Below are 13960 nucleotides of genomic sequence, written 5' to 3' on the forward strand. Positions count from 1 at the left end.
TAAATGCCTGGAAACACGATAAGGCTTATAAATAAAAAGGTTTTAGGGTAAGATGTCACCGGGTTTAGCGATAAAAGATAACAGGCCACCAGAGGTCTTGATGCCTGGACCTTTAATAGTTTATTGTTATTGTTAGAATTATCTCTGCCTTGAGAAGTTAAGTGACATCATTGCTGCTTAACCTGTACTGCGATAAAGTTGACGCTGGAAATGCATCTTCTTTAATGGATACATCATCCGACAATCATCTATATATCTCGATCGCTTTTGAGAATAAAAATATCGTCAGATAAGTTGTTTCTGACCACTGATATACCCAGCACAATTACATTATGCAGGCACACTGCCAGACCGGGACGTCAGAGGATTTTGTTCAGAAGGAACTGTATTACTTTTACGCACACAGCTTAAACCCGGGGCAGCTCCGTACGAGCAACCTGTAAGTGAAAAGATATGATTAATGCAAATCGTCCGATACTGAATCTCGACCTCGATCTGCTGAGAACCTTTGTGGCGGTCGCCGATCTGAACACCTTTGCTGCTGCCGCGGCCGCAGTTTGCCGTACCCAGTCCGCGGTCAGTCAACAAATGCAACGACTGGAGCAGCTGGTGGGTAAAGAGCTTTTTGCCCGTCATGGTCGCAATAAGCTGTTAACGGAACACGGTATTCAGCTGCTGGGTTACGCCAGAAAAATCCTGCGCTTCAATGATGAAGCATGTACATCATTAATGTTTAGTAACCTGCAGGGAGTCTTAACCTTAGGCGCGTCTGATGAATCGGCCGATACCATTCTGCCGTTCCTGCTTAACCGGATTAGTTCGGTTTATCCGAAGCTTGCGCTGGACGTCAGGGTAAAACGCAATGCCTTTATGGTCGATATGCTGCAGGAGCAGGAGGTCGATCTGGTGGTTACAACCCACCGCACCGGCCTGTTTGAGAGCCTGACGCTGCGTACATCGCCAACGCACTGGTACTGCGCCGCAGAATTTTCTCTGCAGCGCGGCGAGCCGGTTCCGCTGGTGCTGCTGGACGATCCCAGCCCGTTCCGCGACATCGTGCTGGCCACGCTTAACGCCGCCAATGTGCCATGGCGACTCGCCTATGTGGCCTCCACGCTGCCTGCGGTTCGCGCAGCGGTGAAAGCAGGGCTTGGCGTGACGGCACGCCCGGTTGAGATGATGAGCCCGGATTTACGGGTGCTAGGCAAAGCGGATGGTTTGCCTGGCCTGCCGGATACGGAGTATATGCTGTGTCATAACCCACTCAGCAACAACGAGCTGGCGCAGACCATTTTTAACGCGATGGAAAATTACGACAACCCTTGGCAGTACAACAATGTTACTCCGGAAGGGGGGGATGACTCCCTGGTGATTGAGAGCGATTTCGAGTAAACGAATCTCTAATGATCTGATAACAAATTCGTCCCGGTAAAAAAGAACCACGGAGGCTGATGACCAGCAAAGTGGTTCTTTTTTTGCATTGGGATCGGTGCAGTTTACCTTAGGTGTTTTACAATCCTCTTCTTTATCAACTTGATAGTCATTAATCCTCCCCTGCCTACCCCGCTCACGCGCTTCTTTCCAATGTCAATGGGCATGTTAAAAAAGCAGCAAAGATGTTGCCGTTTTTTTGATTGAATTAACAAAAGCGTGTCACAGATCAAGAAAATACTCCTCTTTGGGGGGAGGAATCAGCGGCAAATCCTGTCAAAATAGACGGGTAATCTTTGTATTAGTTCATTACGGACTCGATTCAACACCCCTACGCAGGAACGCGCCTCACAGTTTTTGAGGGTAAAGGGCATTAAATGTTAATGAAGTTCGAACGATGTAATTTAATGTGAAGAAACTTTTGTTAAAGTTGACAAAAGGTTATAGAAAGGAGTAAAAAACCACATCATTTTGCTGTCTATGTCTCATTTTTCGACAGTTAGTGTACGGTTATTTGTTCCTCCCCATGAATCGATGTGATGCCCATCTGCCAGAAAGAGCAGGGTTTACAGGTATCACTTTTGATGAGTAAGCAATGAGTATGTCAACATCCACAGAAGTCATCGCTCATCACTGGGCATTCGCAATCTTTCTTATCGTTGCCATTGGCCTGTGCTGCCTGATGTTAGTCGGCGGCTGGTTCCTCGGCGGTCGCGCCCGGGCAAGGCACAAAAACACGCCATTTGAATCGGGTATCGATTCGGTAGGGACCGCGCGTTTACGCCTGTCCGCCAAGTTCTATCTGGTGGCCATGTTCTTCGTCATCTTTGACGTGGAAGCGCTTTACCTGTTCGCATGGTCGACCTCCATTCGCGAGAGTGGCTGGGTAGGCTTTGTCGAGGCCGCAATTTTCATTTTAGTGTTACTGGCCGGTCTGGTTTATCTGGTGCGTATTGGCGCGCTGGACTGGACACCTGCACGTTCACGCCGTGAACGTATCAACCCGGAAAACAGTATCTCTAATCGTCAGCAGTAACAGCGAGGCAATAAGATGGATTATACGCTCACCCGCATAGATCCTAACGGTGAGAATGACCGTTACCCCCTGCAAAAGCAGGAGATCGTAACCGACCCCCTGGAGCAAGAAGTCAACAAAAGCGTGTACATGGGCAAGCTCGAAAATGCCATGCACGATATGGTCAACTGGGGTCGTAAGAACTCCATCTGGCCATATAACTTTGGCCTTTCTTGCTGCTACGTTGAAATGGTGACGTCATTCACTGCGGTGCATGACGTTGCGCGTTTTGGTGCAGAAGTACTGCGTGCCTCTCCGCGTCAGGCTGACCTGATGGTGGTGGCGGGTACCTGCTTTACCAAAATGGCGCCGGTCATTCAGCGTCTGTACGACCAGATGCTCGAGCCAAAATGGGTTATCTCCATGGGTGCTTGTGCAAACTCTGGCGGCATGTACGACATTTATTCTGTCGTGCAAGGTGTAGATAAGTTCATCCCGGTGGACGTTTACATCCCGGGCTGTCCACCGCGTCCAGAAGCCTACATGCAGGCTCTGATGCTGTTGCAGGAGTCGATTGGCAAAGAACGCCGTCCGCTCTCCTGGGTTGTGGGCGACCAGGGTGTTTACCGCGCTAACATGCAGTCCGAGCGCGAGCGTAAACGCGGCGAACGTATTGCAGTGACCAATCTGCGTACACCAGACGAAATTTAATTTGCGCCTGTGGGCATGGAGATAACCTTCGCATATCACTATTCAAATAGCGCGAAGCCACGCCCGACAGTCACCACGGACCTTTTGCAATGGTGAACACTATGACCGACTTAACCGCGCAAGACGCCGCCTGGCAAACACGGGATCATCTGGATGACCCGGTCATTGGCGAACTGCGCAACCGTTTTGGGCCGGATGCCTTTACTGTTCAGGCCACCCGCACCGGGGTACCCGTTGTTTGGGTGAAGCGTGAGCAGTTACTGGAAGTGGTTGATTTCCTCAAGAAACTGCCTAAACCTTACGTCATGCTGTTTGACTTACACGGCATGGACGAACGTCTGCGAACTCACCGCCAGGGTCTCCCTGCTGCGGATTTTTCCGTTTTCTACCACCTGATCTCAATAGACCGCAACACGGATATCATGCTCAAGGTGGCATTGTCTGAAAACGACATGCATCTGCCGACCATCACTAAACTTTTCCCGAACGCCAACTGGTATGAGCGTGAGACCTGGGAAATGTTTGGCATGACTTTCGACGGTCACCCGCACCTGACGCGCATCATGATGCCGCCAACCTGGACCGGTCACCCGCTGCGTAAAGACTACCCGGCGCGTGCCACCGAATTCGACCCGTTTGAGCTGACTAAAGCCAAACAGGATCTGGAGATGGAAGCGCTGACCTTCAAGCCGGAAGACTGGGGCATGAAACGCGGTACCGACAATGAGGACTTCATGTTCCTCAACCTGGGTCCAAACCACCCGTCTGCGCACGGTGCATTCCGTATTATTCTTCAGCTTGATGGCGAAGAGATTGTCGACTGCGTACCTGACATCGGCTACCACCACCGTGGTGCTGAGAAGATGGGCGAGCGTCAGTCCTGGCACAGCTACATTCCGTATACCGATCGTATCGAGTACCTCGGCGGCTGCGTAAACGAAATGCCATACGTGCTGGCCGTTGAGAAACTGGCAGGTATCACCACGCCGGATCGCGTTAACGTGATTCGCGTTATGCTGTCAGAACTGTTCCGTATTAACAGCCACCTGCTGTACATCTCCACGTTCATTCAGGACGTCGGCGCGATGACCCCGGTCTTCTTCGCCTTTACCGATCGTCAGAAAATATACGATCTGGTGGAAGCGATTACCGGTTTCCGTATGCACCCGGCCTGGTTCCGTATCGGCGGTGTGGCACACGATCTGCCGCGCGGCTGGGACCGCTTGCTGCGTGAATTCCTCGACTGGATGCCGAAACGTCTGGCCTCCTACGAGAAAGCCGCACTGCGTAACACCATTCTGATTGGTCGTTCTAAGGGCGTTGCGGCCTATGGCGCGAAAGAGGCGCTGGAGTGGGGTACAACAGGTGCAGGTCTGCGTGCCACCGGTATTGATTTCGACGTGCGTAAAGCCCGTCCTTACTCTGGCTATGAGAACTTCGACTTTGAGGTCCCGGTTGGCGGCGGTGTTTCCGACTGCTATACCCGCGTGATGCTGAAAGTGGAAGAGCTGCGCCAGAGCCTGCGCATCCTTGAGCAGTGCCTCAACAATATGCCGGAAGGCCCGTTCAAGGCGGATCACCCGCTGACCACGCCGCCACCGAAAGAGCGCACGCTGCAGCATATCGAAACCCTGATTACGCACTTCCTGCAGGTTTCCTGGGGCCCGGTCATGCCGGCGCAAGAATCCTTCCAGATGATCGAAGCGACCAAGGGTATCAACAGTTACTACCTGACCAGCGACGGCAGCACCATGAGCTATCGTACCCGTGTACGTACGCCAAGCTTCCCGCACCTGCAGCAGATCCCGGCCGCCATTCGCGGCAGTCTGGTCTCCGACCTGATTGTGTATCTGGGTAGTATCGATTTTGTTATGTCAGATGTGGACCGCTAATTATGCACGAGAATCAACAACCACAAACCGAGGCTTTTGAGCTGAGTGAAGCAGAGCGTGCCGCTATTGAGCACGAGATGCACCACTACGAAGACCCGCGTGCGGCGTCCATTGAAGCGCTGAAAATCGTACAGAAACAGCGTGGTTGGGTGCCGGATGGGGCGATCTATGAGATCGCAAAAGTGCTGGGTATCCCGGCAAGTGACGTAGAAGGCGTGGCGACGTTCTACAGCCAGATCTTCCGTCAGCCAGTGGGCCGCCATGTGATCCGCTACTGTGACAGCGTCGTTTGTCACATCACCGGTTATCAGGGCATCCAGGCCGCTATCGAGAAAAAACTCGATATCAAGCCAGGGCAGACAACCTTCGATGGGCGCTTTACCCTGCTGCCAACCTGCTGCCTGGGCAACTGCGACAAGGGGCCGACCATGATGATTGATGAGGATACTCACAGCTATCTGACGCCGGAAGCCATTCCTGACCTGCTGGAGCAGTACAAATGAAAACTGTAATTCGTACTGCTGAGACTCATCCGCTGACCTGGCGTCTGCGTGATGACAAACAGCCGGTATGGCTTGAAGAATACGAAAGCAAAAACGGCTATGCCGGGGCGCGTAAAGCCCTGAGCGGTATGGCGCCGGATGAAATTGTTAATGCGGTAAAAGACGCTGGCCTGAAAGGGCGCGGCGGCGCAGGTTTTTCCACCGGTCTGAAGTGGAGCCTGATGCCGAAAGACGAATCCATGAACATCCGTTACCTGCTGTGTAACGCCGATGAAATGGAGCCGGGCACCTATAAAGACCGCCTGCTGATGGAGCAGCTGCCGCACCTGCTGGTGGAAGGCATGCTGATCTCCGCCTTCGCGCTGAAAGCCTACCGCGGCTACATCTTCCTGCGCGGCGAGTATATCGAAGCGGCAGAGAACCTGCGTCGCGCGATTGCCGAAGCCACCGAAGCGGGCCTGCTTGGCAAAAACATTCTCGGCACCGGTTTTGACTTCGAACTGTTCGTGCATACCGGTGCAGGGCGTTATATCTGCGGTGAAGAGACCGCGCTGATTAACTCCCTCGAAGGTCGCCGTGCGAACCCGCGTTCCAAGCCACCGTTCCCGGCAAGCTCCGGCGTGTGGGGTAAACCGACCTGCGTAAACAACGTCGAAACCCTGTGTAACGTCCCGGCTATCCTCGCTAACGGCGTGGAGTGGTATCAGGGCATCTCTTCAAGCAAAGATGCCGGTACCAAGCTGATGGGCTTCTCCGGTCGCGTGAAGAACCCGGGCGTCTGGGAGCTGCCGTTTGGCACCACCGCACGTGAAATTCTGGAAGACTATGCCGGCGGCATGCGCGATGGTCTGAAATTCAAAGCCTGGCAGCCGGGCGGGGCAGGGACTGACTTCCTGACCGAAGCCCACCTCGATCTGCCAATGGAATTCGAAAGCATTGGTAAAGCAGGCAGCCGTCTGGGTACGGCGCTGGCGATGGCCGTCGACCACGAGATCGGCATGGTACCGCTGGTGCGTAACCTGGAAGAGTTCTTCGCCCGTGAGTCCTGCGGCTGGTGTACACCGTGCCGTGACGGTCTCCCGTGGAGCGTGAAGATCCTGCGTGCTATCGAGCGTGGCGAAGGCCAGCCTGGCGATATCGAGACACTTGAGCAACTGTGTCGATTCCTGGGCCCAGGTAAAACCTTCTGTGCGCATGCGCCAGGTGCGGTCGAGCCACTGCAAAGCGCGATTAAATATTTCCGCGAAGAATTCGAAGCAGGCATCAAGCAGCCGTTCAGCAATACCCATTCAATCAATGGTATTCAGCCGAACCTGCTGAAAGCGCGCTGGTAAAAACAGAATTTTGATTAACGCTCGGTTTCGACCGAGACAACTGGAAGCATGCTAATGGCTACGATTCATGTAGACGGCAAAGAATACGAGGTCAACGGCGCGGACAACCTGCTGGAAGCTTGTCTGTCCCTCGGCCTTGATATTCCGTATTTTTGCTGGCATCCGGCGCTGGGGAGCGTCGGTGCTTGCCGCCAGTGTGCGGTGAAGCAATATCAAAACGCGGAAGACACGCGTGGTCGCCTGGTGATGTCCTGTATGACGCCAGCCACCGAAGGTACCTTTATTTCTATCGACGACGCGGAAGCTAAACAGTTCCGCGAAAGCGTGGTGGAGTGGTTGATGACCAACCACCCGCACGATTGTCCGGTCTGTGAAGAGGGCGGTAACTGCCACCTTCAGGATATGACCGTGATGACCGGGCACAGCTTCCGTCGTTACCGTTTCACCAAACGTACCCACCGTAACCAGGATCTGGGGCCGTTCATTTCTCACGAAATGAACCGCTGCATCGCCTGCTACCGCTGCGTGCGTTACTACAAAGATTACGCCGACGGCGAAGATCTGGGCGTCTATGGCGCGCATGACAACGTCTACTTCGGTCGTCCGGAAGATGGCACCCTGGAGAGCGAGTTCTCCGGTAACCTGGTTGAAATCTGCCCGACCGGCGTCTTCACGGATAAAACGCACTCCGAGCGTTACAACCGTAAGTGGGACATGCAGTTTGCGCCAAGCATCTGCCAGCAGTGCTCCCTCGGCTGTAACACCAGCCCGGGTGAACGCTATGGCGAACTGCGTCGTATCGAAAACCGTTACAACGGCACCGTTAACCACTACTTCCTCTGCGACCGCGGTCGTTTCGGCTATGGCTATGTGAACCTGAAAGACCGTCCGCGTCAGCCGGTTCAACGTCGCGGCGACGACTTCATCACCCTGAACGCTGAACAGGCGATGCAGGGCGCAGCAGATATTCTGCGCCAGTCGAAGAAAGTGATCGGTATCGGCTCCCCGCGCGCCAGCATCGAAAGCAACTTCGCGCTGCGTGAGCTGGTGGGTGCGGATAACTTCTATACCGGTATCGCTCAGGGCGAGCAGGAACGTCTGCAGCTGGTGCTGAAAGTGCTGCGCGAAGGCGGAGTCCATACTCCGGCGCTGCGCGAAATCGAATCTTATGATGCGGTTCTGGTATTGGGTGAAGATTTAACCCAGACCGGCGCTCGCGCTGCCCTGGCGGTTCGTCAGGCGGTGAAAGGTAAAGCGCGTGAAATGGCCGCAGCCCAGAAAGTGGCTGACTGGCAGATCGCGGCGATCCTCAACATCGGTCAGCGCGCCAAGCATCCGCTGTTTGTGACTAACGTCGACAACACCCGTCTGGACGACATCGCGGCCTGGACCTACCGTGCCCCGGTTGAAGATCAGGCGCGCCTCGGTTTTGCTATCGCTCACGCGCTGGACAACAGCGCCCCGGCCGTTGAAGGCATGGATCGCGATCTGCAGAACAAAGTTGACGTGATCGTGCAGGCTTTGGCCGGTGCGAAGAAACCCCTGATTATTTCCGGTACTAACGCCGGTAGCGCAGAGATCATTGAAGCGGCAGCCAACGTGGCTAAAGCGCTGAAAGGTCGCGGTGCTGACGTTGGCGTGACCATGATTGCCCGTGCGGTAAACAGCATCGGTCTGGGCATGATTGGCGGCGGCTCTCTGGAAGAAGCGTTAAGCGAACTGGAATCCGGTTCCGCTGACGCGGTTGTGGTGCTGGAAAACGACCTCCATCGTCATGCTTCCGCTGCCCGCGTGGACGCAGCCCTGTCTAAAGCGCCGCTGGTGATGGTTATCGACCATCAGCGTACGGCGATCATGGACAAAGCGCATCTGGTGCTCTCTGCGGCAAGCTTCGCAGAAAGCGACGGTACCGTTGTGAACAACGAAGGCCGTGCCCAGCGCTTCTTCCAGGTTTATGACCCGGCGTACTACGACAACAGCATCGTGATGCTGGAAAGCTGGCGCTGGCTGCACTCCCTGCACAGCACCGTGCTGAGCCGTGAAGTGGACTGGACCCAGCTCGACCACGTGATCGACGCTGCCGTGGCAAAACTGCCGCAGCTGGCAGGCATTAAAGATGCGGCACCGGAAGCGAGCTTCCGTATTCGCGGCCAGAAACTGGCCCGTGAACCGCACCGCTACAGCGGTCGTACCGCAATGCGTGCCAACATCAGCGTGCACGAACCGCGTCAGCCGCAGGATAAAGACACCATGTTCGCCTTCTCAATGGAAGGGAACAACCAGCCGTCTGCGCCGCGTTCACAGATCCCGTTTGCATGGGCGCCAGGCTGGAACTCCCCGCAGGCATGGAACAAGTTCCAGGCTGAAGTGGGCGGTTCTCTGCGTCACGGCGATCCGGGCGTGCGTCTGATTGAAGCAAGCGAAACCGGTCTGGCGTTCTTCTCCACCGTTCCGGCAAGCTTCCAGGCGGAAGAGGGCAACTGGCGTATTGCGCCGTACTACCATCTGTTCGGTAGCGACGAAATGTCCCAGCGTTCCCCGGTCTTCCAGACCCGTATGCCGCTGCCTTACATCAAGCTCAACCCGGCGGATGCCGCTAAGCTTGGCGTGAACGCAGGCGCGAACATCAGCTTTAGCTATGAAGGCCAGACCATCAGCCTGCCGCTGATTATCTCTGAAGGTCTGACAGCAGGGCAGGTGGGTCTGCCGATGGGTATGCCTGGCATCGCGCCGGTACTGGCGGGTGCGCGTCTTGATAACCTGCAGGAGGCAAAAGCATGAGTTGGTTTACGCCCGATCTTATCGACATCCTGCTGAGCATCCTGAAAGCGGTTGTTATTCTGCTGGTGGTGGTCACCTGCGGCGCGTTCATGAGCTTCGGTGAACGTCGTCTGCTCGGTCTGTTCCAGAACCGTTACGGACCGAACCGCGTGGGCTGGGGTGGTTCACTCCAGCTGGTCGCGGACATGATCAAGATGTTCTTCAAAGAGGACTGGGTCCCGCGCTTCTCGGATCGCGTGATCTTTACTCTGGCACCGATGATCGCCTTTACCTCGCTGCTGCTGGCGTTTGCTATCGTTCCGGTCAGCCCGACCTGGGTTGTGGCGGATCTGAACATCGGGATCCTGTTCTTCCTGATGATGGCAGGCCTCGCGGTCTACGCGGTGCTGTTCGCCGGCTGGTCCAGTAACAACAAATACTCGCTGCTGGGTGCGATGCGTGCGTCTGCGCAGACCCTGAGCTACGAAGTGTTCCTGGGTCTTTCCCTGATGGGCGTGGTGGCGCAGGCCGGTTCATTTAACATGACCGACATCGTCAACAACCAGGCCGATATCTGGAACGTGATCCCGCAGTTCTTTGGTTTTGTTACCTTTGCTATCGCGGGCGTGGCGGTGTGTCACCGTCACCCGTTTGACCAGCCAGAAGCCGAACAGGAACTGGCCGACGGTTACCACATTGAATATTCCGGTATGAAATTCGGTCTGTTCTTCGTGGGCGAGTACATCGGTATCGTCACCATTTCCGCGTTGATGGTAACGCTGTTCTTTGGTGGCTGGCATGGCCCGTTCTTACCGCCGTTCATCTGGTTCGCGCTGAAAACCGCGTTCTTCATGATGATGTTCATTTTGATTCGCGCAGCGTTACCGCGTCCGCGTTATGACCAGGTAATGTCCTTCGGCTGGAAAGTGTGCCTGCCGCTGACGCTCGTCAACTTGTTGGTAACGGCGGCTGTCATTCTCTGGCAGCAGCCATAAGGGGCTTTGAGATCATGACCTTGAAAGAATTATTGGTAGGTTTCGGCACCCAGGTACGCAGTATCTGGATGATCGGCCTGCACGCGTTTGCCAAACGCGAAACCCGGATGTACCCGGAAGAGCCGGTATATCTGCCGCCGCGCTACCGTGGCCGTATCGTGCTGACGCGCGATCCGGACGGTTCGGAGCGCTGCGTTGCCTGTAACCTGTGTGCGGTAGCCTGTCCGGTAGGCTGTATCTCTCTGCAAAAAGCCGAGACGGTAGACGGTCGCTGGTACCCGGAGTTCTTCCGCATCAACTTCTCACGCTGCATCTTCTGCGGTCTGTGTGAAGAAGCGTGCCCGACCACGGCGATTCAGTTGACCCCGGACTTCGAGCTGGGCGAATACAAGCGTCAGGACCTGGTGTACGAAAAAGAGGATCTGCTGATTTCCGGTCCGGGCAAATACCCGGAATATAACTTCTACCGGATGGCGGGTATGGCAATCGACGGCAAAGATAAGGGCGAAGCAGAGAACGAAGCCAAGCCTATCGACGTCAAGAGCCTGTTACCGTAAGGAGAGGGGCAATGGAATTCGCTTTTTATATCTGTGGCCTGATCGCCATCCTGGCTACGCTGCGAGTGATTACGCACACCAACCCGGTGCATGCGCTGCTCTATTTAATCATTTCGCTGCTGGCTATTTCCGGGGTGTTCTTTGCGCTGGGCGCACACTTTGCGGGTGCGCTTGAAATCATCGTTTACGCCGGGGCCATCATGGTTCTGTTCGTCTTCGTGGTGATGATGCTGAACCTGGGCGGCTCGGAAATCGAACAGGAACGTCAGTGGCTGAAGCCGCAGGTGTGGATTGGTCCGGCGATTCTGTCGGCCATCATGCTGGCGGTGATCGTTTACGCCATTCTGGGTGTGAACGATCAGGGTATCGACGGTACGCCAATCAGCGCCAAAGCGGTGGGTATCACCCTGTTTGGGCCATACGTACTGGCGGTTGAACTGGCCTCGATGCTGCTGCTGGCAGGCCTGGTCGTGGCATTCCACGTCGGTCGCGAAGAGCGTGCCGGCGAGGTCCTGAGCAACCGCAAGGACGACAGCGCGAAAAGAAAAACGGAGGAACGCGCATGATCCCTTTACAACACGGACTGATCCTCGCAGCGATTTTATTCGTGCTGGGCTTAACCGGTCTGGTTATCCGCCGCAATCTGCTGTTTATGCTGATTGGCCTGGAGATCATGATCAACGCTGCCGCGCTGGCCTTTGTGGTCGCCGGTAGCTACTGGGGCCAGACCGATGGTCAGGTGATGTACATTCTCGCCATCAGCCTTGCGGCTGCCGAAGCGAGTATTGGCCTGGCGCTGTTACTGCAGCTCCACCGTCGCCGCCAGAACCTGAACATCGATTCAGTAAGTGAGTTGCGTGGATGAACATGCTTGCCTTAACCATTATTTTTCCGCTGATCGGCTTCCTGCTGCTGGCGTTTTCTCGCGGCCGCTGGTCTGAGAATCTGTCTGCCACCGTCGGCATGGGCTCTATCGGTCTTGCTGCGCTGGTTACGGCGTATGCGGGTATCGACTTCTTCAGTAACGGACGTCAGGCTTACAGCGTGCCGCTGTGGACCTGGATGTCGGTCGGTGATTTCAACATCGGTTTCAACCTGGTGCTGGATGGTCTTTCCCTGACCATGCTCTCCGTGGTGACCGGTGTGGGCTTCCTGATCCACATGTTCGCCTCCTGGTATATGCGCGGTGAAGAGGGTTACTCCCGCTTCTTCGCCTACACCAACCTGTTTATCGCCAGCATGGTGGTTCTGGTGCTGGCCGATAACCTGCTGCTGATGTATCTGGGCTGGGAAGGCGTAGGTCTCTGTTCTTACCTGCTGATCGGTTTCTACTACACCGATCCGAAGAATGGCGCAGCGGCCATGAAAGCGTTCGTCGTGACCCGTGTGGGTGACGTCTTCCTCGCCTTCGCGCTGTTCATTCTCTACAACGAACTGGGCACGCTGAACTTCCGCGAAATGGTGGAACTGGCGCCGGCGCACTTCGAAGCAGGCAACAACATGCTGTGGTGGGCAACGCTGATGCTGCTGGGCGGTGCTGTGGGGAAATCCGCGCAGCTGCCGTTGCAGACCTGGCTTGCCGACGCGATGGCGGGTCCAACCCCTGTCTCCGCGCTGATCCACGCCGCGACCATGGTGACCGCCGGTGTTTACCTGATTGCGCGTACCCACGGTCTGTTCCTGATGACTCCGGAAATCCTGCACCTGGTCGGTATCGTTGGTGCGGTGACGCTGGTGCTGGCAGGCTTTGCCGCACTGGTGCAAACCGACATCAAACGCGTTCTCGCTTACTCCACCATGAGCCAGATTGGCTACATGTTCCTGGCGCTGGGCGTACAGGCGTGGGACGCGGCGATTTTCCATCTGATGACGCACGCGTTCTTTAAAGCGCTGCTGTTCCTCTCGTCCGGTTCGGTGATCCTCGCCTGCCATCACGAGCAGAACATCTTCAAGATGGGCGGTCTGCGCAAATCCATTCCGCTGGTTTACGTCTGCTTCCTGGTCGGCGGCGCGGCGCTGGCGGCACTGCCGCTGATTACCGCTGGCTTCTTCAGTAAGGACGAAATCCTTGCGGGCGCCATGGCGAATGGCCATATCAATCTGATGGTTGCGGGCCTGGTCGGTGCATTCATGACCTCCCTGTATACCTTCCGTATGATTTTCATCGTCTTCCACGGTAAAGAACAAATTCACGCTCACGCAGGGAAGGGGATCACCCACCACCTGCCGCTGATTGTGCTGCTGGTACTCTCCACCTTCGTTGGCGCGATGATTGTGCCACCGCTGCAGGGCGTACTGCCGGACACCACTGAGCTTGAGCACGGTCGCGTTCTGACGCTTGAAATCACCTCCGGTGTGGTCGCGATTGCGGGCATCCTGATTGCTGCATGGCTGTGGCTGGGCAAACGTACGCTGGTGACTGCCGTTGCCAACAGTGCGCCAGGCCGTCTGCTGGGCACATGGTGGTACAACGCGTGGGGCTTCGACTGGCTGTACGACATGATCTTCGTGAAACCCTTCCTCGGTATTGCGTGGCTGATTAAACGCGATCCGCTGAACTCACTGATGAACACCCCGGCGATCCTCTCCCGCTTTGCAGGTAAAGGCCTGCTGTTCAGCGAGAACGGGTACCTGCGCTGGTACGTGGCCTCCATGAGCATCGGTGCGGTTGTGGTGCTGGCGCTGCTGATGGTGTTGCGTTGATCGTCGTTAAGTGAATTTTATTCGAATTCGTTGAAAATCAGGCCCCTGCTGGGGGCCTT

12 protein-coding genes are annotated in these 13960 nt (G+C 55.6%); all 12 read left to right on the forward strand.

All coding sequences use genetic code 11. The features are described from left to right. Positions 1 to 453: 453 nt before the first annotated feature. The 12 genes from lrhA (at position 454) to nuoL (ending at position 13901) form a co-directional block, all read left to right on the forward strand. Positions 454 to 1392 (forward strand): transcriptional regulator LrhA, encoded by a 939-nt coding sequence (lrhA, locus tag LRS40_RS13960; RefSeq protein ID WP_231311836.1) that lies wholly within the window; start codon positions 454 to 456, stop codon positions 1390 to 1392. 634 nt (positions 1393 to 2026) lie between these two features. Beyond that, positions 2027 to 2467, forward strand: coding sequence for an NADH-quinone oxidoreductase subunit NuoA (gene nuoA, locus LRS40_RS13965; protein WP_032612789.1), 441 nt, complete (start codon positions 2027 to 2029; stop codon positions 2465 to 2467). A 15-nt stretch (positions 2468 to 2482) separates the two neighbouring features. Beyond that, positions 2483 to 3157: an NADH-quinone oxidoreductase subunit NuoB gene (gene nuoB, locus LRS40_RS13970; protein ID WP_032612787.1), complete on the forward strand. Its 675-nt coding sequence runs from the start codon at positions 2483 to 2485 to the stop codon at positions 3155 to 3157. A gap of 89 nt (positions 3158 to 3246) precedes the next feature. After that, on the forward strand, positions 3247 to 5049 hold the full coding sequence (nuoC, locus tag LRS40_RS13975; protein WP_142486551.1) for an NADH-quinone oxidoreductase subunit C/D: 1803 nt from the start codon (positions 3247 to 3249) through the stop codon (positions 5047 to 5049). Positions 5050 to 5051: 2 nt separating this feature from the next. Next, on the forward strand, positions 5052 to 5552 hold the full coding sequence (gene nuoE / locus LRS40_RS13980) for an NADH-quinone oxidoreductase subunit NuoE (RefSeq protein ID WP_142486550.1): 501 nt from the start codon (positions 5052 to 5054) through the stop codon (positions 5550 to 5552). Then, positions 5549 to 6886 (forward strand): NADH-quinone oxidoreductase subunit NuoF, encoded by a 1338-nt coding sequence (nuoF, locus tag LRS40_RS13985; protein ID WP_142486549.1) that lies wholly within the window; start codon positions 5549 to 5551, stop codon positions 6884 to 6886. The genes nuoE and nuoF overlap by 4 nt, the downstream gene beginning before the upstream one ends. Before the next feature lie 54 nt (positions 6887 to 6940). Beyond that, entirely contained in the window at positions 6941 to 9667 is a 2727-nt protein-coding gene (gene nuoG, locus LRS40_RS13990; protein WP_231311837.1) for an NADH-quinone oxidoreductase subunit NuoG, read from the forward strand. Then, positions 9664 to 10641, forward strand: a complete 978-nt coding sequence (gene nuoH, locus LRS40_RS13995; protein WP_142486547.1) for an NADH-quinone oxidoreductase subunit NuoH — start codon at positions 9664 to 9666, stop codon at positions 10639 to 10641. The genes nuoG and nuoH overlap by 4 nt, the downstream gene beginning before the upstream one ends. A gap of 14 nt (positions 10642 to 10655) precedes the next feature. After that, positions 10656 to 11198, forward strand: coding sequence for an NADH-quinone oxidoreductase subunit NuoI (gene nuoI / locus LRS40_RS14000; RefSeq protein ID WP_003861491.1), 543 nt, complete (start codon positions 10656 to 10658; stop codon positions 11196 to 11198). 11 nt (positions 11199 to 11209) lie between these two features. Continuing rightward, positions 11210 to 11764 (forward strand): NADH-quinone oxidoreductase subunit J, encoded by a 555-nt coding sequence (nuoJ, locus tag LRS40_RS14005; RefSeq protein ID WP_106996022.1) that lies wholly within the window; start codon positions 11210 to 11212, stop codon positions 11762 to 11764. Next, positions 11761 to 12063 (forward strand): NADH-quinone oxidoreductase subunit NuoK, encoded by a 303-nt coding sequence (gene nuoK / locus LRS40_RS14010; protein WP_032612773.1) that lies wholly within the window; start codon positions 11761 to 11763, stop codon positions 12061 to 12063. Before nuoJ ends, nuoK begins: the two co-directional genes overlap by 4 nt. Next, positions 12060 to 13901 (forward strand): NADH-quinone oxidoreductase subunit L, encoded by a 1842-nt coding sequence (nuoL, locus tag LRS40_RS14015; RefSeq protein ID WP_156264288.1) that lies wholly within the window; start codon positions 12060 to 12062, stop codon positions 13899 to 13901. Before nuoK ends, nuoL begins: the two co-directional genes overlap by 4 nt. Positions 13902 to 13960 lie beyond the last annotated feature (59 nt).

Source organism: Leclercia sp. G3L, from assembly GCF_021117075.1.
GTDB lineage: Bacteria > Pseudomonadota > Gammaproteobacteria > Enterobacterales > Enterobacteriaceae > Enterobacter > Enterobacter adecarboxylatus_C.

Coding starts and splice junctions, on each gene's coding strand:
- lrhA (WP_231311836.1), top strand. CDS start 454: ATGATTAATGCAAATCGTCCGATACTGAATCTCGACCTCGATCTGCTG.
- nuoH (WP_142486547.1), top strand. CDS start 9,664: ATGAGTTGGTTTACGCCCGATCTTATCGACATCCTGCTGAGCATCCTG.
- nuoE (WP_142486550.1), top strand. CDS start 5,052: ATGCACGAGAATCAACAACCACAAACCGAGGCTTTTGAGCTGAGTGAA.
- nuoC (WP_142486551.1), top strand. CDS start 3,247: ATGGTGAACACTATGACCGACTTAACCGCGCAAGACGCCGCCTGGCAA.
- nuoJ (WP_106996022.1), top strand. CDS start 11,210: ATGGAATTCGCTTTTTATATCTGTGGCCTGATCGCCATCCTGGCTACG.
- nuoB (WP_032612787.1), top strand. CDS start 2,483: ATGGATTATACGCTCACCCGCATAGATCCTAACGGTGAGAATGACCGT.
- nuoK (WP_032612773.1), top strand. CDS start 11,761: ATGATCCCTTTACAACACGGACTGATCCTCGCAGCGATTTTATTCGTG.
- nuoL (WP_156264288.1), top strand. CDS start 12,060: ATGAACATGCTTGCCTTAACCATTATTTTTCCGCTGATCGGCTTCCTG.
- nuoF (WP_142486549.1), top strand. CDS start 5,549: ATGAAAACTGTAATTCGTACTGCTGAGACTCATCCGCTGACCTGGCGT.
- nuoI (WP_003861491.1), top strand. CDS start 10,656: ATGACCTTGAAAGAATTATTGGTAGGTTTCGGCACCCAGGTACGCAGT.
- nuoG (WP_231311837.1), top strand. CDS start 6,941: ATGGCTACGATTCATGTAGACGGCAAAGAATACGAGGTCAACGGCGCG.
- nuoA (WP_032612789.1), top strand. CDS start 2,027: ATGAGTATGTCAACATCCACAGAAGTCATCGCTCATCACTGGGCATTC.